The organism is Aeromonas sp. PI_26, from assembly GCF_027854445.1.
GTDB lineage: Bacteria > Pseudomonadota > Gammaproteobacteria > Enterobacterales > Aeromonadaceae > Aeromonas > Aeromonas veronii.
The window spans coordinates 174,020-191,991 of record NZ_JAJNOE010000007.1 but is presented as its reverse complement, the minus strand read 5'-3'; the positions used below and the strand labels follow the sequence as shown (position 1 = coordinate 191,991).

Genomic DNA, 17,972 nt, shown 5'->3' with positions numbered 1-17,972 from the left:
CTGTTGCCGTTTTTTTCGTCACTCCGTGGCGCCGCACGGCATATGCGCGGCCCGCTTTTTAGGGTATTCTGAGCCCGTTTTTTTCTATCCGCAGGATCCTGACATGAAAGTAGCTCCTCTGAGCGTGGTTACGCTGGAATACACAGTCACCGACGAGCACGGTGAAGTCATCGACAGCACTGTCGGCAAAGAGCCGCTGGTCTATCTGCACGGCACCCGTTACCTGGTCTCAGGCTTGGAAGCCGAGCTGGAAGGTCGCGCGGTAGGTGAAGCCTTCGAAGTGACTCTGGCACCGAGCCAGGCCTACGGCGAATATGACGAGACACTGGTACAAGAAGTACCGGGCGAGCTGTTCGACGGTATGGAAGTCTCCGAAGGGGATACTTTTGTGGCTGAAACCGACGATGGCCACCGTCCGGTGACCGTGGTTGAAGTGTCCGAAGAGTTCGTCAAGGTAGATGGCAACCATCCGCTGGCTGGCGTGACTCTGGGCTTCAAGGTCGAGATCAAGGATGTGCGTGCTGCCACTGCCGAAGAGCTGGCTCACGGCCACGTTCACGGTGCCGGTGGATGCGGTCACGATCACGGTCATGACCACGATCACGGCGGCTGCTGTGGCGGTCATGGTCACGACCACGATGAGGATCACGGCCACGGCGGTTGCTGCGGTGGTGCTGGCCACGGTCACGATCATGGCCACGACCACGGTGACGACCATGGTCACGGCGGCTGCTGCGGTGGCGGCGGTTGTGGTGGCAAGGGCCATCACCACTGATCACGGCCATGCCGATGATAAGAAATCTGCCGTAGGAGTCATACCGAGCAATTAATGCTCGTTAATGGCTCCTCCTTGGATGATGAAATCCGAAGCCGGTTGTTCTGGCTTCGGATTTTTTATGTCTGTCAAATAGGCTCGCGGCTTTTCCCAAGCTAACAGGGCCGCTTATTTTTGGTTAATGCTCAGCGTTATTCCCTCTCGGTTCCGCGATGGGGCTTTTGTGCGGAGCGCAAACGCCATCTGCAAACGAGTCATCAAATCGGTGTCTTCATCGGCACAATATGACCAAGTTACTTCATGTTCCAACAGCTATAACGAGCCAGCGTCAGTCTCTATTTGGTCTCGTTGTGCCCCATAAAAAAATAGCCAGTCAGGCTTAACTGACTGGCTATTGCCTAGTGACTAACTGATAGGCTCGAAGCCTTACAGCTGTTCGATACCGACGATATGCCAAGGGGCATTGTTCTTGGCCAGATCGCGCTCGAGGTGCCACACCTCTTTGATGTCTTCTTCGACCTGCTCCTGACGGTCCATGTAGCGGCCGCTGAAGCGCACGCTCACCTGAGCCCAGTCGCTGCCATAGTCAGCACGTACCAGCTGGGTATCCACATACATTACTTCCGTATGCTGGTCGCCAGTCAGTTCGGCGCGCTCGGCTTTGAGCTGCTCAAACAGCTCGGGGCTGACGTACTCGCGCACCTTTTCCAGATCGTTCTTGTTCCACGCCTCTTGCAGGGTGCGATAGTGATCGCGGGCACCGGCCAGGAAGCTGTTCATGTCAAAGCCCGGCGGCAGGCGGAACGGCACGTCGCTGTCGGCAAAGCCGGTGGCTTGCGGTGCGCTGTTGCTCTGCTCAAACTGCTGCGGGGCAGCAGATTGCGGCGGCTGATAGCCCGCATAGGCCGCCTGTTGTGGCTGTGGCGTCGCGACCTTGCCCTTGCGCAGGGTACGGATCAGGAAGACGGCACCCAGCGCCAGCAGGGCGATCAGCAGGAAGTCCATTCCTTGCAGACCTTCAAAGGCACCGCTGCCCAGCAGGTAGGCAAACAGGCCACCGGCCAGCAGGCCGCCCAGCAGGCCGCCCATCATGCCGCTCTTTTTCGGCGGAGTCTGGGCATTCAGTGTCGGATTCTTGTTGTCGACCGGTTTGGCCGCAGGCTGGGCCGGCGCAGTTTTGTAACTTTTACCAAAGGATTTGCCGCCGCCAAACTTCTTGGCTTCGGCGTGAGGTGCCCCCAGGCCAATGGCCAGGATCACGGCAAACAGGGTCAGCATCTTTTTCATTTTGACTCTTTTCACTCTCGTCTGTGGGTGGGGCATGCTCCGCTTTGGCAAGCTCAGCAAGGCGCATGGCAGGCTGCCTGTCCCTAATTGTGTCGCAGCTTGTATTCATCAATATCACCTCTGGCATGAATTATTCATGAACGAGGTTGTCGCGATGCGGCGTCAAACAAGAGGAGTAAACCGGATGAAAAGCAGAAGATTGAGTCGCAAGGAGCGCAAAATGCGAAGCAAAATCAAAATGGTCAAGGTAGAGCAGACACTGGTTTGGCCCTTTATGATGGTATGAGCCGCCAGATAGGGCTCGCCGTAGTTGGCTTTCTTTTGTAAAATTCCCGTCCCCTTCCCGCTGCGGTTTTTATGTGTATGGCAGAGCAAGTGACGGCGAAAAAAGACGCCAAGACACAACAGCTGAAAGTTCCTCCCCACTCTTTTGAGGCCGAACAGTCCGTACTGGGCGGCCTGATGCTGGATAACGATGCCTGGGATCGGGTTGCCGAACGGGTTATTGATCAGGATTTCTACAGCCGTCCGCACCGGTTGATCTTCCAGGCCATGACCCGCCTCTCCAACGCGGGCAACCCCATCGATCTCATCACCCTGCAGGAGGAGCTGGAGCGCTCCGAACAGCTGGAAGAGGCGGGTGGCTTCGCCTATCTGGTGGAGATCGCCAAGAACACCCCGAGTGCCGCCAACATCAACGCCTACGCCGAAATCGTGCGCGAGCGGGCGGTGGTGCGGGAGATGATCTCGGTCGCCAACGAGATAGTCGAAGCGGGTTACGAGCCACAGGGCCGTACCTCCGGCGATCTGCTGGATCTGGCCGAGAGCAAGGTATTCAAGATTGCCGAGCAACGCACCAGCGCCAACGAGGGGCCTCAGCCCCTGAAGCTGATCCTCGAGCAGACTGTCGACAAGATTGAAGAGCTGTTCAAGACCCCGCACAACGGGGTGACCGGGGTATCGAGCGGTTACAACGATCTCGACAAGATGACCGCCGGTTTGCAGCGTTCGGACTTGATCATCGTGGCGGCCCGTCCCTCCATGGGCAAGACCACCTTTGCCATGAATCTGTGCGAGCATGCGGCCCTCACTGCCGACAAGCCGGTGCTTATCTTCTCGCTGGAGATGCCCTCCGAGCAGATCATCATGCGTATGCTCGCCTCGGTCGGTCGCATCGATCAGACCAAGGTACGTACCGGTCAGCTCGATGACGAGGATTGGGCGCGCCTCTCCTCCACCATGGGATTGCTGCTGGAGAAGGGCAAGATGTATATCGATGACGCCTCCGGCCTCACTCCGACCGATGTGCGCTCCCGTGCCCGTCGGGTGGCACGCGAGCACGGTGGCCTATCCATGATCATGGTGGACTACCTGCAGTTGATGCGGGTGCCGGCGCTCTCCGATAACCGTACCCTGGAGATCGGCGAGATATCCCGCTCCCTCAAGGCGCTGGCGAAAGAGCTGCAGTGCCCGGTGGTGGCGCTCTCCCAGCTGAACCGAAGCCTGGAACAGCGGGCCGACAAGCGCCCGGTCAACTCGGACCTTCGTGAATCGGGCTCCATCGAGCAGGATGCGGATTTGATCATGTTTATCTATCGTGATGAGGTTTATCACGATGACAGCCCGGACAAGGGGATTGCCGAGATCATTATCGGCAAGCAGCGTAACGGCCCCATCGGCCGGGTGCGTCTCACCTTCCAGGGGCAGTTCTCCCGGTTCGACAACTACGCCGGCCCGGCGTTTGATGACGATTATTGATGTAAACCCAAGGTGATGGTGGTTTTGCCATTACCACAACTACCCTGACCGATAGCCAGTTATTGGCTGCCGCTCAGGGCCTGTTTTCCCGGTTCGACAATTATGCCGGTCCGGCCTTCGACGACGATAAGTGAGTGGCGGTCTTCTGCCCGATGAGGGGGAGACCATTTGTGCCCTCGTAAGGGAAAACCATGAAAGCGGCTACTGCCCAAATCAACACTGCGGCCTTGCGCCACAACCTCGCCGTGGTCAAGCGCCACGCTCCCGCTTGCAAGATCATCGCTGTGGTCAAGGCCAACGCCTATGGCCACGGACTGCTGCCGGTCGCCCGCACCCTGGTGGATGCGGATGCCTATGCGGTGGCCCGTATCGAAGAGGCGCTGATGCTGCGCTCCTGCGCCGTGGTCAAGCCCATCGTGCTGCTGGAGGGCTTCTTCTCCGCCGACGACCTGCCGGTGCTGGCGGCCAACAATCTGCAGACGGCGGTTCACACCTGGGAGCAGCTCGAAGCGCTGGAGCAGGCCGAGCTGCCAGCCCCCGTGGTGGCCTGGCTCAAGCTCGACACCGGCATGCATCGCCTCGGGGTGCGGGCCGACGAGATGCCCGCTTTTATCGAACGACTCGGCAAGTGCAAGAACGTGGTGCAGCCGTTCAACATCATGACCCACTTCAGCCGTTCCGATGAGCTGGAGCAGCCCACTACCCGCGAGCAGATCGACTTGTTCAGCAAGTTGACCGCACCGTTGGCGGGCGAGCGGGCCATGGCCAACTCGGCGGGCATTCTGGCCTGGCCAGACTCCCACTGCGACTGGGTTCGCCCCGGTGTCATCCTCTATGGCGTGTCGCCCTTCCCCAACACGGTAGCGGCCGATTATGGCCTGCAGCCGGTGATGACCTTGAAGACCCAGCTGATTGCGGTGCGGGATCACAAGGCGGGCGAGCCGGTGGGCTATGGCGCCAACTGGGTGTCAGATCGCGATACCCGGCTCGGGGTGATCGCCATCGGCTACGGTGACGGTTATCCGCGCATGGCGCCCAATGGCACATCCGTGCTGATCAACGGCCGCATCGTGCCGCTGGTGGGGCGTGTCTCCATGGATATGAGCACGGTGGATCTTGGGCCCGGCGCCACCGACAAGGCCGGGGACGAGGCGGTGCTGTGGGGCGAGGGGCTACCGGTAGAGCGGGTGGCCGACGAGATTGGCACCATCCCCTACGAGCTCATCACCAAGCTCACCTCCCGCGTCTTTATGGAGTACGTCTGATGTGGCAGCAGTGCCTGCTGACGTTGAAGCCCCGTTCGCGGGGCTTTCATCTGGTGACGGACGAGCTGGTGGCCAAACTGCCGATGCTGGCGGATTACCGGACTGGCATGGCGCATCTGCTGCTGCAACACACCTCCGCCTCGCTCACCCTCAACGAGAATTGCGACCCCAGCGTGCGCAGCGATATGGAGGCCCATCTGCACCGGCTGGCGCCGGAAGATGCCCCCTACTATCGCCACACCTATGAGGGGCCGGATGACATGCCTGCCCACATCAAATCCTCCCTGCTCGGGGTGAGCCTGCTACTGCCGATCCGTGACGGTCAGCTGGCACTTGGCACCTGGCAGGGGATCTGGCTTGGCGAACATCGCGTCGATGGTGGCGCCCGTAAGATGCTGGTGACCCTGCAGGGTGAGTAATCAGACTGCAACCAGCTGAAAGATGAAGATAAAAAAGAGGGATGGCGCCGAGCCATCCCTCTGTCGTTTCTACGGTTTTGTGAGCCATCCACCTGCCAGTGGTGAAACGCTTTTCGTGGCTCAGGCGACCTTGAAGGGGGTCAGCTCGGCCAGCGGGGCGGCGTCCATAAAGGCTTGCGGCTCCTGACCGTGTTTGAAGATCTTGAAGTCCTGCTCGCGGGCGCTCCAGTACTCCAGACGCTCGCTGCCGTTTTCTCCGGTGATTTGCAGCAGACTCGCTTCGCGCAGGGCCACCACATATTCGCTCGGGTTGATGGCGCAGAACTCGGCCAGACGCTCGTCGCGGGTCTCACCCATGTGGCCGCTGATGCTGGCATCCAGATAGTGCGGGTTGATCTGCAGCGGGAACAGGCCCAGCGCGGGCAGCACGGCGGCGTTGCAAACCGGCATGTCGTTGGTGGTGCGGATGCTCGGAGTCGCCACGTTGCAACCGGCGCTCCAGCCCACATAGGGGATGCCTCGTTCGCGCACGGCACGCTGGATCGGTACGATCAGGCCGTTTTCATGCAGCATCTGGTTGAGGCGCCAGGTGTTGCCGCCACTGATAAAGATGGCGTCGGCCTGATTGACGGTCGCGACCGGATCATCAAAGTGGTGAATGCTGATGGTCTCGATCCCGAGGCTCTCGGTAAGTTCGTTGGCACGGGCATCCCAGTCGCTGCGGATCACCGCATAGGGGATGAGCAGAATGCGCTTGACCTGTTTGCGAGCCAGCAGGCTTTGAACCCGATCTCGGGCCCAGCCGAGCAGACCCGGAAATTCGTTGGCTTTACCGTTGCTTAGCAGAAGCAGTTCCATCAGATATGTCCTCAAAAAGTGAAAGCGGAGGAGGGAGGGCCACCGGAGCCGCCGTGCGGCCGGATGGCAAGAGGAGGCATGCTACCACCATTGGCGCGGCGGTTCTGTGATCGCGAGGCCCATTCAACGGCTATGGAGGAGTTATGGATGGATAACTCAATGCCAGCTGGTGGATTAATAAGCAGCGCTCCGCTCGCTGCCATCGCCAATAAAAGACCCCGCCGCAGCGGGGTCATGGCAGAGTTAGTCGAGTTTGAGATCGACCCACACCATGCGGTGATCCGAACTGACTCCCTTGGCGATGCCGAGTTTCGCATCATAGACCAGGTGATAACCGGCCTCGAAGCTGGCAGGCCAGTAGACACCGCTCTTGACCGCGTTGAGGTTGGCGGAGGGGATGACGTGATCCAGCTGCAGCACGCTGCTATTGGTGATCCGCTCCGGGTTGGGGCGATTGAGGTTGCGTTTGCAGTCGGTCCCCTTGCTGACACACTCCGGGCCCCCTTCGCTGACCGGGATCAGGGTGCCATTGGTGATGGCCTGATTCATCAGCGGGTTGTTTAGCAGATCCTGAATGGCGGTCAGGTCACCGTCACCGGTGAGCGGATCGGCGTTGAGATCGCCGGCGATGACAAACTTGGCGTTTTTGGCCAGCCCACCCTTGGTGCCCTTGTCATCGGTCATGTAGTTGAGACCCTTGACGTAGTCGTTCCAGAAGGCGATCTCGGCGCGGTTGTGCTTGACGGTGTGACGCGCTGCGTTGGCAAAGATCGGTGGGGTCGGGTGGGAGATCAGGAAGTGGATCACCTCTTCACCCTTCTCGGTCTTGATGCGTACCGGCACATCGGCGTGGTTCTTGGAGGAGAGCGGGTACTGCTGCCAGGCCGCGTCTGAATACCAGGCATCACCACACTGGCGGCTGGCCGGGATCTTGACCTTGGGATTGTTGCAGTCATCGATGATGGGGTTCTGCTCGCCCGGCATATCCTTCCACTTGAAGTGCTGGAAGGTACGGATCTGCTTGGTGTCGATGGGGTATTTGGACATCACCGCAAAGGCGTACTGGCCGTGGTAGTTGCCAAAGCCCCAGGCATCGTCGGGGCCGCTGTTGACCTTGCCATCCAGATTGAGGTCATAACCGCTCATCAGGCCGGTGTTGGTGGCGAAGTTCTGCATCACTGGATAGCTGATGGCCGTCACCTCTACGTGCTGGGCATGGGCCAGATAGTTGTCGTTGAAGGCTTTCAGATCGGCAGTGCTCTCGCCTTTGCCGTCGTTGTCGAACTCGTTGAGCAGGAACACATCCGGGCGGGTGCGCTGGATGATCTCCGCCACGTTGCGGATCTGCTGCACGTTCTTGGCTTTGGTTTCAGTGGCGCCGCTCAGGCTCCCTTCGGCGAGGCGGGCTAGCAGGGCATCCTGCTCGGTGCGGGTCAGCGCCAGCTCACCGGTTAGCATACCGGCGGCAGTGCGATCAAAAGAGAGGTTGAAGGTGGCAAAACGAACCATGGGATCAGCTGCCTTTGAGTCGTTGTCGCTGTTGCAGCCAGCCAGCATCCCGAGGGAAATAGCGGCGGCCAGTAGGGGCTTGTTGATATTATTCATTGTAATTATTCCGTAGCATCAATGAGTTATGCCTTCTGTGAGGCGGCGTCATTATAAGTAGACGGTGATGCTGCGGGGGTTTTGCCTGAGCAAAGTGTGAGGATATTCACACCACATATCTGGCGATGATGAATGTTAGCAGGGCGATATGGGGTGTGAAAAACCGGTTTTTACGCTGCAGTTTCCGGGATGAATGGCGCGCTTCCAGCCGTTACCGCACTCTGAATTTGTCACACCACCATCGGCAGGCCGCTCTCGGGGTGATGGATCACCTGTGCCGGATAGTCATAGAGACGGGCGATGAGCTCAGGGGTCAGCACCTCGGCAGGCGTGCCATCGGCCATCAGCTTGCCCCGCTCCAGCATCACCAGCCGATCGGCATAGCGCGCCGCCAGATTGAGGTCGTGCAGCACCACCAGTACCGCTGTATTGCGGCTGGCCAGGGCGCGCGCCATGGTGAGCAACTGGTGCTGGTATTTCAGATCCAGCGCCGAGGTGGGCTCGTCGAGCAGCAGCAGGCGGGGTTGCTCGGCTTGCTCGGTCGGGGAGGGGGCCTGCCAGATCTGCGCCAGCACCCGGGCAAACTGCACCCGCTGCCGCTCGCCGCCGGAGAGACCGGGATAGAGCCGCTTGGCCAGATGCTCGACCCCGGCATGAGTCATGGCCGCCGCCACAATCTCGTCGCGCCGCGCCGCCGGTTCACTGTGGGGCAAGCGCCCCATGGCGACCACTTCTTCGCAGAGAAAGGGGAAGTTGAGTGAGGAGCTTTGCGGCAATACCCCGAGCCGGTGGGCCAGCTGGCTGCTGTCCCACTGCTGGCGATCCGCGCCAAACAGGGTGATGGAGCCCTCATATTCCAGCTCGCCGGTCAGGCACTTGAGCAGCGAGCTCTTGCCCGCCCCGTTGGGGCCGAGCAACGCGGTGAGGGTGCCGCTCTCGAGACTAAGATCGAGCCCATCCAGGATCTGGCGCTGGCCCCGGCGCAGGCTGAGTCGGCTGCAGTTCAACAGGGGGGCGGAGAGTGAGGATGAGAGTGGTTGCATAACAGTCCGTATCACAGGGTGCGGCGGCCTTTTACCAGCAGCCAGATGAAGAAGGGGGCGCCGAGCAGAGCGGTGATGATGCCCACCGGCAGCTCGGCCGGGGCCTGCAGGGTGCGTGCCAGCATATCGGCTGCCAGCAGCAGGGCGGCGCCAAGCAGGGCCGAGAGTGGCAGCAACCTGACATGGTTGGGGCCCGCCAGCAGGCGCACCAGATGGGGCACTACCAGCCCGACGAAGCCGATCATCCCCGATACCGCCACCGCCACCCCGACGCCCGCGGCGGTGAGCAGAATCAGGCGACGTTTGAGGGATTGCACATTGACCCCCAGATGACGGGCCTCTCCTTCACCCAGCAGCAGGGCGTTGAGGGGATTGGCATCTCGCATAAAGAGCCACAGCAGGGCCGCCAGGGTGAGCAGGGCCAGCGCCACATCGGCCGGTTTGCCTGCTGCCAGCGTTCCCATCTGCCACAGGCTCAGGTTGCGCAGCATCTGATCGTCCGCCAGATAGGTGAGCAGGCCGATCACTGCACCGGAGAGCGCCGTGATGGCGACCCCGGCCAGCAGCATGACGGTGACCGAGGTGCCTCCCTCACGGGTGCCGAGCAGATAGACCAGGGTGGTGGTGAGCGCGCCGCCGAGAAAGGCGAGCAGCGGCAGCAGACCAACCCCGATGGTGGCTTGCAGCTGCTGGCCGAGGGGGGCCAGCAGCACGATGGCGAGCGCCGCACCGAGCGCCGCACCGCCGGAGACACCTATGATGCCGGGGTCAGCCAGGGGGTTGCGAAACAGCCCCTGCATCACGGCGCCACAGAGCCCGAGGATCCCCCCCACGGCGATGCAGAGCAGGGTACGAGGCAGGCGAATTTCCTGCACGATCAGCAGCTTGTGTGACTCAATCCCGCTCTCCTGCCCGGCAAACAGCGCCCGCAGACTCTCGCCCAGGGTGAGAGTCATGGGGCCGGTTGCCAGCGAACCGAGCAGCAACAGTGCCAGTGCGGCCGTGGTGAAGGCCAGCAGCCAGGAGAGGGGTAACCGCATCATGACCCCTGCTTGATCCACTGGGCGATCTGGTTCGCCTGTTGCAGGGAGTTGAGGCTCAGGCCCCCTTGCAGGGCGTGGCCATCGATGGCGTGAATGGCGTTACGCTTGCCAGCCGGGGTGGCGGCCAGGGCGGGCACTTCTGCCAGCACCTTGGCCGGGTCGGCATATTGCTGCCAGTCACGACCGCTGACCAGTACCAGATCGGGCTGCATCTCGATGAGGGATTCTGCGGATACCGGCTTGTAGTTGCGCAACTCGGCGACCGGATTGATGCCGCCCGCCAGCGAGATCAGCGCGCTGGCAGTGGTGTCACCCCCGGCGATGCTGGTGGGTTGCCCCTTGTGCAGCAGCAGGAAGGCGACCTTGAGCGGTTTGTTCTGTTTGGCTTGCGCCGCCAGCTGATCGGTCTGAGCCTGGATCTCTGCCTTCAGGCGATCGCCAGCGGCTTTGTCGCCCAGCAGGCTGGAGAGGGTGTCGATACGCTGGTTGAGGTTAGCGAGGGTTGGCGCGGTATCCAGCACTTCCACCTTGACCCCGGCACGGCGCAGCTGATCCAGGGTCGGGGCCGGGCCCATCTCGTCGCTGCCCACCAGTCGGGTGGGGGATAGGCTCAGGATCCCTTCGGCGGCCAGTGCTCGGTGATAACCCACCTTGGGCAACCCTTTTGGCAAGGGGCTGCTGACATCGGTGGCGATCAGGCTCGATTCACCGCCAAGGGCCAGAATGAGTTCTGTGGTGGCGGGGCCGATACTGACGATACGCTCTTTCTGTCCGTCGGTGGCAACGGCAGAGAAGGGGGACAGTGAACTGCAGAGCAGGGTGATGGCGAGGGCAAGACGACGGCCCATGCTAACCTCCGAAGGGGTGAATGAAACGGGTGTGCCGCCGAGAATATCAAGGCTTTGGAAAAAATGCACTGATAATGATAGCAATTATCAATTGCATTGATTCCGGTGCTTTATTAGAGTAGCCGCCATGATAAACAGCGGGACAACATGGTCCCGCAAAGGGAGAAAACATGAGCATTGCACAACGCATTCACGCGCTGCTGGAGCAGGATCCCGGCGCTCATCCGTCCACCCTGGCGGCCCAGCTCGCCATCAGCGAATGGGAGGTGGTTCGCCATCTGCCCGCCGAGCTGGTGACCCTGCTGCCCGCCGATCGCGCACAAGGTCTGCTGGAAGATCTGGCCGATTGGGGCCCGGTGACCACCATCGTCGAATCAGAAGGTTCCATCTTCGAGGTAAAAGCCCCCTTCCCGAAAGGCAAGGATGCACGCGGTTACTACAACCTGATGGGCCGCGACGGTGAGCTGCATGGTCACCTCAAGCTCGACAACGTGGCGGGGATTGCGCTGGTCAGCAAGCTGTTCATGGGCAAGGAGGGGCACTCCTTCCAGTTCTTCGGTCACTCCGGCCGCTGCATTTTCAAGGTCTATCTGGGTCGCGACGAGAAACGCCAGCTGCTGGCCGATCAGGTCACCCGTTTCATGGCGCTGCGCCACAACTCTCAAGAGGAAGTCAAAGCATGAGTGAACGTCAGGAGCGTCTGCAAAACCGCCTGCAACCGGAGATCCGCGAGTTTCGCGACAGCTGCCGCACCTTGCAGCTCGCCACCGTCGATGGCGAAGGCAATCCCAACGCCAGCTATGCCCCGTTCGTGCTACAGGAAGATGGCTACTATGTGCTGATCTCCGAGATCGCCCGCCACGCCCGCAACCTGCAACAGGTGCCGCGGGTATCCCTGATGCTGATCGAGGATGAGAGCGGTGCCCGCGAGCTGTTTGCCCGCAAGCGTTTGACCTTCGATGCGGTGGCTGAAGTGGTGGCCCGTGACGACGCTCGCTGGAGCAAGGCGGTGGCGGCGCTGGAGGGGCGTTTTGGCGAGATCATCAAGGGTCTCTCCAACCTCAAGGATTTCAAACTGTTCCGCCTCAAGCCGGAACAGGGGCTGTTCGTCAAGGGCTTCGGCCAGGCGTTCGCGGTCTCCGGTGACGAGCTGGTGGATTTCGTCCATCTGGTGGAAGGGCACAAGCGCATCGACACCGGTGCCGAGCTCACCAGCCCTGCCGATGCGCCGGTCTGATAATCTCTGTCGACCACGACAGCCGTCATAACAAAACGGGCAGCCAATTGGCTGCCCGTTTTTATTGCGTTATCTCATCCGCCAGTTCAATCCTGCCAGCTGGCCTTGTTGGGAAAAGCGCGACGATCGGCGTCGGTGGCCGTTTCGTTGCACTCTCCCCGCACCTTCCAGGAGGTCTGGCTCAGCACTATGTAGCCCTGGCGGCAATACTGCTTGGTCGCCAGGGTCTCGGTCAGCAGGTTCTCCTGCAACGCTTCCCGCTGCTCCAGCAATCGTTGACTCTGGGCCGCCGAGAGGCCGCGCGGTAAGGTGTCGTTGGGGGCAGCTTCAAAGGTGAAGCGCTTGCTCCCCTCCTCGTTGATGTGGGTCAGAAACAGGGGCTCCGGCCCGTCATACTTCTGTCCGGGCAAGCTGGAGCAGGCCGACAGCAGGGGAACAATCAACAACAGGGTGGCAGACAACAGGCGCACGACAGACTCCAGTGAGAAACGAGGCGAGGCTCGCAGATTAGCACGGCTGCTGGGCGGGTGTTACTGCCAGCAGCTCGTCGGTGGTGAGCAGGGTCACATTGCGCCCCTCCGGCAGGCTGAGGTGGCGCCACATCCAGTGATGGTGCTCGGTGATCTGGGCCGCGCTCAGGTGGGGGCGATCGGCGGTGGTGTGACCATCGCTCAACACCAGCACCTCGTACCCATGGGAGGCGGCACTGCGCACTGTGGTATCGACGCAAAAATCGGTGGCACAGCCACAGAGAATGAGTCGATCGACCGGCTGCTCGGCCAGCAGGAAGGCGAGCTCGGTATCGAGAAAGCTGTCACATGCTGTCTTGCGCACCCGGCTCTCTCCCTTGGCCGGTTGCAGCGCACTGTGCAACTGCCAACCCGGGGTGCCCGGTTCCAGTTCGGTACCGGGGGGCGAGTCATGCTGGATATAGATGACCCGTCCCTGTTGCTGCCTGACATGGGCCGCAGCCCGATTGATATTGGCCAGCACCTGCTCCTGGCGGTAACGGGGCTCGTTGAACAAGCCTTGCTGCACATCGATGATCAGTAACACATCCATATTTTACCCGCCGTTTCCTGGAAGATTAGGGTTGCAGCCACTGGCTGCAGTCACGACTGCGGGATTGATGCAGCGCGCCCATATCTTGCTTCATCTCGTCACTGTTTTGCCAGCGCTTAGGCAGCGGCATGATGGTTACCTGCACATCGGCTGCGCGATCTGCAACAGAGGTCTCATCTGTACGAGGCACGACCAGCGCTACCTTGAGGGCAGGATTGCGGCTGGCGATGCGACTGGCGAGCCCAAGCCCTCCCTCGACGTGGAAATTGCCGGCGATATGCATGATCTGCTGGCCCGGGTGCTTGGCGAGATAATCCACCATGCTCTCGGCCATGGTGTCATCCCAACTGGTCTGGGCGGCGAAGCGGCGGGCGTTGCTGTCGGCATCGCCGTGGTGCATGGAGGCCATAAATTTCTGGCGATAGGGATCATCCCCCAGCGTCAGCTGGCGGGCCAGCTGGCTGCGACGTGTGGCGGGCAGTTTGTCGAGCCACTCAGCCCCCTCCTGACCGACACAGCTCACCAGCGGCTTGGGGGCGTTGGCGGCGATCACCGGCATCTGGTGCGCTTTGGCAAACTCCACCAGCGGGCGATAGTCGCTCGGATAGTTGGGCCAGGCGTTGCCTTCGCGGATCAAGGCCGCTTCACCAATCTGGTTCGCCAGATAGGCATCCAGCGTCTTCTGATCGGCGCGGCTGAACTGCTCCATGGAGAGGACCAATGGCCGACCGTGCTGCTGACCTGCGGTGTAGAGCCCGCTCAGCAGGCTCGATTGCAACAGATGCACGGCGGGATGGCTGTGCAGCTCGCCCACCAGAATGATGTCGGCGTCGGCAATTCGCGCGATTGCCTGCTCCAGCGTCAGGTCTGCATCTCCCTCGCTACTTAGCCGGTAGTCATAGAGCGTCTGCAACTGTGATGACACGGTTGGCTGGGTTGGGGTGGCACAGGCTGCCAGCAGCAGCGGCAGGGCGAGCAGGGGAAGTCGTCTAATCATGGGATCTCACGGCTGATATGCCCGGATGCCGGTGCATCTCGGGGGGCTAATAGAGAATAAGGGCAACACAGGGCGACAGTGTAAAACCAATTTGGTTCAAAACAAATGAGAATGATTTCGTTTCTTGTTGATCTTTGTCGAGAGCCGGGTAATATGCGGCCTGTTTGATAACAGTTCTCAATAAGGATTCGCTGTGACCCATCATAACGCACTCTCTCTGGTTGCCCTCGCTGTGGCGGCCGGTCTCTCCTCCCAGGTCTTTGCTGCCACCCAGAAGGCGGATGAAGTCGTGGTCGTCAGCGGCTCACGGATGGAGCAAAAACTGGAAGATGTCTCCGGCCCCATCTCGGTGATCACCGCCAAGCAGATTGAAGAGCAGGTCGTCACCAACGTCGCCGACCTGTTCCGCTACGAACCCGGTGTGACCGTGCTCGGCGGTCAGGGGGATGCGCAGACCTTTATCATCCGCGGCATGGGGGAAAACCGGGTCAAGGTGGTGCGCGACGGTGTGCGCCAGAACGATGCTTACAGCAAGGGCGGTGTTGGCCAGAGCTACTTCGATACCGACATGATCAAGCAGGTAGAAGTGGCCAAGGGGCCGGCGTCTGCCGCCTACGGCTCCGATGCGCTGGGTGGCGTGATTGCCATCACCACCAAGGATGCCAGCGACTTCCTCAAGGGCAAGGATAGTTATCTGGATGTGACCAGCGGTTACGCCTCCAGCAGCCACCAGAAGATGGCGGGCTTTACCGGCGCCTTACGCACTGGTGAAGTGGAGAACCTGCTGCGCTACACCTGGCGCGATGGCGGTGTGACCCAGAATTTCGACTCCACCAAGAACGACTTCGATATCGGTACCCACGCCCTGCTGCTCAAGAGCAAGTGGAACCTCTCCGATGAGCAGTTCCTCAAGCTGACCGTTGACTACCTGACCGATGGCGAGGAGCCGGATGCGGTCAAGCTCAACAAGGTCGGTACCGGTACTGCCCGTGTCTTTGATCAGCCCATCACCGACAAGCAGACCGACAACCTCTCTGTGGTGCTGGATCACGGCATCGCGCTGAATCAAGGCTGGGCCGATCGGATGGATAGCAAGGTCTACTTCGCCCGCACCAAGCAGACACTGGATCAGTACGCCTCATCCAAGTATCCGGTCAGCCCCGGCAACCCCTATGTGACCAAAAACTCGCTGGATCACAACGTGTTCGATCAGAAGAACATCGGCGCCCAGCTGCAGTTCCACAAGGCGGTCGCCAACCACCGCCTGGCCTGGGGGGCTGAATACGAGCACACCGACAACGAACGTACCCGTTACAAGGGGCCGACGACTCCCGGTGATTTTGTCGGCTACAACGAGCTGAGTTTCCCGGCTACCACCAGCGAGCGCAGTGCCCTGTGGGCCTTTGACGAGATCAAGTTTGGCGAGCGCTGGGTGCTGACCCCGGGTGCCCGTTATGACTACTACCGGATGACCCCGGACAACGATCCGGCCTACACAGGCGACAAGCTGCACAAGTTCTCGGAAGGGGAGTTGTCACCCAAGCTGGGTTTGGTGTTCAAGGCCCACGAGGCGGCTAACCTGTTCGCCCAGTACAGCCACGGTTTCAAGGCCCCCATGTATGACAGCGCCTTCTCCACCCTGAACCATCAGGCGTACGGCTATCGCATCGAGCCCAACCCGAACCTCAATCCGGAGAGCAGCGACGGCATCGATCTCGGCGTACGTGGCAGCAGCAATGGCTTCAGCTATGAAGTAGCCAGCTTCTACAACAAGTTTGAAGACTTCATCGAGATGGTTGAAGTGGGCAAAGAGGGGAGAACCGCTGTCTACCAGTACCAGAACCTGAGCAAGGCGACCACCAAAGGGGTCGAAGCCAAGGCGGATTACTGGCTCAACGACATCGTCAATGTATGGGGCAACCTCGCCTACATCGAAGGTAAGGATGGGGATGGAAACTACATCAACAGCCTGAGCCCGCTCAATGGCTCGATCGGTGTGCGTCTGGAACAGTCCCAATGGAACTTTAACACCGCGCTGCGCTTTGCTGATGACATGGACAAAGTCCGTAAAGACAGCAAAGGCAACGATTACGTGAAGAGCGCCGGTTGGGGTGTTGTGGATATGTACGCCCAGTTCAACCCGATGACCGATCTGCAGCTCAACGTCGGGGTCTTCAACCTGTTTGACAAGGAGTACACCAGCTACGAGCGCATCGCCGGTCGTGCCGAGGGCTCCGATAACAGCATGATGACCGAACCGGGCCGCAACCTGAGTGCACGGGTCAAATACGTATTCTAAAGAGCAAACAACAGACGCAGATGATCAAAGGGGCTTCGGCCCCTTTTTTGTCGCCGCCATGTTGTGACGATGGAGCAGAGCAGATGTTTGCCTAAAAAAAGAAACCCGCCATGGGCGGGTGGAAGGATTGCAACACTAACCAGGAGGAGGTGTTACCAGGTAGACCCCGCTTCTTCGGTAATAGTTCAATTTTATTGAAGTTTTTTCGTTTTCTTCGCGGGGTTTCCATCGGGATCTGCGGTGGAGGATGGGTTATCATTCTGCTCCCGTCATCCGGTTGCAGAGGATCTATGCCCGCGTTCTCCTGGTTAGCGCTCTTTTTCGGCGCCTTCTATTTTGTCTACGGTGCTTACTTGCCGTTCTGGTCGCTCTGGCTGGAGGGGGTGGGCGTCAGCGCCGAGATGATTGGTCTCCTGCTGGGGGCGGGGATGGCGATCCGCTTTGCCGGCAACCTGATGGTGATGGGGCAGATCAAGGGGGCGGGCCATCTGCTGCCGGTTACCCGGTTGCTCTCCCTGCTCAGTCTGCTGGCGTTTCTCGGCTTCTATCTCAGTCATAACCTCTGGTGGCTGGTGGGCTTGACCCTGCTGGCGAATTTTATCTATCCGACCCTGATGCCGGTGGGGGAGGCGCTGGCGACCCGCATGGTGGTGCAGGCGCACCTCGATTACGGCAAGGTGCGGCTGTGCGGCTCCTTTGCCTTTATCGTCGCCTCTACCCTGGTGGGGGCGCTGGTGGGCAACTTCGGTAGCGACTGGATTTTGCACACCATGGTGGCGGGGCTGGTGCTGATGCTGCTGCTCAGCTGGTTGCCGCTCTATCCGGCGCCACAGGATAGTCAGGGCGAGCGGGCCAAGGCCTCTTTGCTGGCGACTCTGCGCAGCGCACCGGTGCGCCGTTTCCTGCTGCTGACAGCTCTGCTGCAGGGGAGCCACGCCGCCTATTACGGTTTCAGCGCCATCTACTGGAAGGCGCAAGGGTATAGCGGCACCATCATCGGCTATCTCTGGGCGCTCGGAGTGGTGGCGGAGATCTGTATGTTTGCCGCCGACAAGCGTTTTTTGCAGCGCTTTGGCGCCCAGAGTCTCTTTATCGCCGGTGCCATCGGTTGTGTGGTGCGCTGGGTATTGCTGGGTGCCTCGACCGAGCTATGGGTGCTGGTGCTGGGGCAACTGCTCCACTCGGTGACGTTCGGCATGAGTCATCTGGGGGCGGTGCGTTTCATGACTCGCCAGCTGCCCGCCGAGCAGTTGATCCCGACCCAGGCGCTCTATGCGGCCCTTGGCCTCGGCATGACGGTGGCGGCCCTGATGGCACTTTGCGGCGTGCTGTTCGAGCCTCTCGGCGGCGGCATCTTCTTCCTGATGGTGCTGGTGGTCTTGCCGGTGTTCTTCCTGCGGCTGCGCCCCTTTGCGCCGTCTGCGCAGGAGAGGGCTCCGGCCTGATAGTTGTCTATTTGAATCATCACCTAACAAA

17 protein-coding genes are annotated in these 17,972 nt (G+C 60.4%); 8 read left to right on the top strand and 9 right to left on the bottom strand.

Annotated features, from left to right (window positions below; genetic code table 11):
* Positions 1-103: 103 nt before the first annotated feature.
* Positions 104-775: a peptidylprolyl isomerase gene (slyD, locus tag LRL22_RS10280; protein WP_100645229.1), complete on the top strand. Its 672-nt coding sequence runs from the start codon at positions 104-106 to the stop codon at positions 773-775.
* Positions 776-1,201: 426 nt separating this feature from the next.
* Here slyD and LRL22_RS10275 read toward each other — a convergent pair whose 3' ends face one another.
* A complete protein-coding gene (locus tag LRL22_RS10275) occupies positions 1,202-2,062 on the bottom strand; it encodes a Tim44 domain-containing protein (RefSeq protein ID WP_005335275.1) in 861 nt (286 codons plus the stop codon).
* A 363-nt stretch (positions 2,063-2,425) separates the two neighbouring features.
* Here LRL22_RS10275 and dnaB point away from each other — a divergent pair, with 363 nt between their 5' ends.
* The 3 genes from dnaB (at position 2,426) to LRL22_RS10260 (ending at position 5,504) form a co-directional block, all read left to right on the top strand.
* Positions 2,426-3,820 (top strand): replicative DNA helicase, encoded by a 1,395-nt coding sequence (gene dnaB / locus LRL22_RS10270; protein ID WP_026035132.1) that lies wholly within the window; start codon positions 2,426-2,428, stop codon positions 3,818-3,820.
* Positions 3,821-4,011: 191 nt separating this feature from the next.
* Positions 4,012-5,085 (top strand): alanine racemase, encoded by a 1,074-nt coding sequence (gene alr, locus LRL22_RS10265; RefSeq protein ID WP_270905333.1) that lies wholly within the window; start codon positions 4,012-4,014, stop codon positions 5,083-5,085.
* Complete coding sequence (locus LRL22_RS10260) at positions 5,085-5,504, top strand: secondary thiamine-phosphate synthase enzyme YjbQ (protein WP_270905332.1); 420 nt, start codon at positions 5,085-5,087, stop codon at positions 5,502-5,504. The genes alr and LRL22_RS10260 overlap by 1 nt, the downstream gene beginning before the upstream one ends.
* 120 nt (positions 5,505-5,624) lie before the next feature.
* Here the strand turns inward: LRL22_RS10260 and pepE are convergent, their stop codons facing one another.
* The 5 genes from pepE to LRL22_RS10235 all read right to left on the bottom strand — a co-directional run bounded on the left by pepE (position 5,625) and on the right by LRL22_RS10235 (position 10,901).
* A complete protein-coding gene (pepE, locus tag LRL22_RS10255) occupies positions 5,625-6,362 on the bottom strand; it encodes a dipeptidase PepE (RefSeq protein WP_270905331.1) in 738 nt (245 codons plus the stop codon).
* Positions 6,363-6,605: 243 nt separating this feature from the next.
* Entirely contained in the window at positions 6,606-7,967 is a 1,362-nt protein-coding gene (locus tag LRL22_RS10250; RefSeq protein ID WP_270905330.1) for an endonuclease/exonuclease/phosphatase family protein, read from the bottom strand.
* 230 nt (positions 7,968-8,197) lie between these two features.
* On the bottom strand, positions 8,198-9,010 hold the full coding sequence (locus LRL22_RS10245) for a heme ABC transporter ATP-binding protein (protein WP_158114140.1): 813 nt from the start codon (positions 9,008-9,010) through the stop codon (positions 8,198-8,200).
* Positions 9,011-9,021: 11 nt separating this feature from the next.
* On the bottom strand, positions 9,022-10,053 hold the full coding sequence (locus tag LRL22_RS10240) for a FecCD family ABC transporter permease (protein WP_199259014.1): 1,032 nt from the start codon (positions 10,051-10,053) through the stop codon (positions 9,022-9,024).
* The gene (locus LRL22_RS10235; protein ID WP_270905329.1) at positions 10,050-10,901 is read right to left on the bottom strand and encodes a heme/hemin ABC transporter substrate-binding protein; all 852 of its coding nucleotides are present in this window, start codon (positions 10,899-10,901) and stop codon (positions 10,050-10,052) included. Before LRL22_RS10235 ends, LRL22_RS10240 begins: the two co-directional genes overlap by 4 nt.
* A gap of 170 nt (positions 10,902-11,071) precedes the next feature.
* On the opposite strand from LRL22_RS10235, the gene hutX reads away from it, so the two are divergent.
* Entirely contained in the window at positions 11,072-11,584 is a 513-nt protein-coding gene (gene hutX, locus LRL22_RS10230) for a heme utilization cystosolic carrier protein HutX (protein ID WP_005362516.1), read from the top strand.
* The gene (gene hutZ / locus LRL22_RS10225) at positions 11,581-12,138 is read left to right on the top strand and encodes a heme utilization protein HutZ (protein ID WP_042658521.1); all 558 of its coding nucleotides are present in this window, start codon (positions 11,581-11,583) and stop codon (positions 12,136-12,138) included. The genes hutX and hutZ overlap by 4 nt, the downstream gene beginning before the upstream one ends.
* A gap of 86 nt (positions 12,139-12,224) precedes the next feature.
* Here hutZ and LRL22_RS10220 read toward each other — a convergent pair whose 3' ends face one another.
* The 3 genes from LRL22_RS10220 to LRL22_RS10210 are packed head-to-tail and all read right to left on the bottom strand — an operon-like array spanning position 12,225 to position 14,197.
* Positions 12,225-12,608, bottom strand: coding sequence for a hypothetical protein (locus LRL22_RS10220; protein WP_005335256.1), 384 nt, complete (start codon positions 12,606-12,608; stop codon positions 12,225-12,227).
* 37 nt (positions 12,609-12,645) lie between these two features.
* Positions 12,646-13,200 carry a cysteine hydrolase family protein gene (locus tag LRL22_RS10215; protein ID WP_270905328.1) on the bottom strand — a complete coding sequence of 185 codons (555 nt, stop codon included), beginning with the start codon at positions 13,198-13,200 and terminating at the stop codon, positions 12,646-12,648.
* 25 nt (positions 13,201-13,225) lie between these two features.
* Complete coding sequence (locus tag LRL22_RS10210) at positions 13,226-14,197, bottom strand: ChaN family lipoprotein (RefSeq protein ID WP_064340769.1); 972 nt, start codon at positions 14,195-14,197, stop codon at positions 13,226-13,228.
* A 193-nt stretch (positions 14,198-14,390) separates the two neighbouring features.
* Between LRL22_RS10210 and LRL22_RS10205 the strand changes: the two genes are divergently transcribed.
* Together LRL22_RS10205 and LRL22_RS10200 are read left to right on the top strand one after the other, a co-directional pair.
* Entirely contained in the window at positions 14,391-16,496 is a 2,106-nt protein-coding gene (locus LRL22_RS10205) for a TonB-dependent hemoglobin/transferrin/lactoferrin family receptor (RefSeq protein ID WP_005354204.1), read from the top strand.
* A 290-nt stretch (positions 16,497-16,786) separates the two neighbouring features.
* Entirely contained in the window at positions 16,787-17,941 is a 1,155-nt protein-coding gene (locus LRL22_RS10200; RefSeq protein ID WP_005348183.1) for a 3-phenylpropionate MFS transporter, read from the top strand.
* The last annotated feature ends 31 nt before the right edge of the window (positions 17,942-17,972 follow it).

Coding starts and splice junctions, on each gene's coding strand:
- LRL22_RS10260 (WP_270905332.1), top strand. CDS start 5,085: ATGTGGCAGCAGTGCCTGCTGACGTTGAAGCCCCGTTCGCGGGGCTTT.
- LRL22_RS10210 (WP_064340769.1), bottom strand. CDS start 14,197: ATGATTAGACGACTTCCCCTGCTCGCCCTGCCGCTGCTGCTGGCAGCC.
- alr (WP_270905333.1), top strand. CDS start 4,012: ATGAAAGCGGCTACTGCCCAAATCAACACTGCGGCCTTGCGCCACAAC.
- dnaB (WP_026035132.1), top strand. CDS start 2,426: ATGGCAGAGCAAGTGACGGCGAAAAAAGACGCCAAGACACAACAGCTG.
- LRL22_RS10200 (WP_005348183.1), top strand. CDS start 16,787: ATGCCCGCGTTCTCCTGGTTAGCGCTCTTTTTCGGCGCCTTCTATTTT.
- pepE (WP_270905331.1), bottom strand. CDS start 6,362: ATGGAACTGCTTCTGCTAAGCAACGGTAAAGCCAACGAATTTCCGGGT.
- hutZ (WP_042658521.1), top strand. CDS start 11,581: ATGAGTGAACGTCAGGAGCGTCTGCAAAACCGCCTGCAACCGGAGATC.
- LRL22_RS10250 (WP_270905330.1), bottom strand. CDS start 7,967: ATGAATAATATCAACAAGCCCCTACTGGCCGCCGCTATTTCCCTCGGG.
- LRL22_RS10275 (WP_005335275.1), bottom strand. CDS start 2,062: ATGAAAAAGATGCTGACCCTGTTTGCCGTGATCCTGGCCATTGGCCTG.
- LRL22_RS10215 (WP_270905328.1), bottom strand. CDS start 13,200: ATGGATGTGTTACTGATCATCGATGTGCAGCAAGGCTTGTTCAACGAG.
- LRL22_RS10245 (WP_158114140.1), bottom strand. CDS start 9,010: ATGCAACCACTCTCATCCTCACTCTCCGCCCCCCTGTTGAACTGCAGC.
- LRL22_RS10240 (WP_199259014.1), bottom strand. CDS start 10,053: ATGATGCGGTTACCCCTCTCCTGGCTGCTGGCCTTCACCACGGCCGCA.
- LRL22_RS10235 (WP_270905329.1), bottom strand. CDS start 10,901: ATGGGCCGTCGTCTTGCCCTCGCCATCACCCTGCTCTGCAGTTCACTG.
- slyD (WP_100645229.1), top strand. CDS start 104: ATGAAAGTAGCTCCTCTGAGCGTGGTTACGCTGGAATACACAGTCACC.
- hutX (WP_005362516.1), top strand. CDS start 11,072: ATGAGCATTGCACAACGCATTCACGCGCTGCTGGAGCAGGATCCCGGC.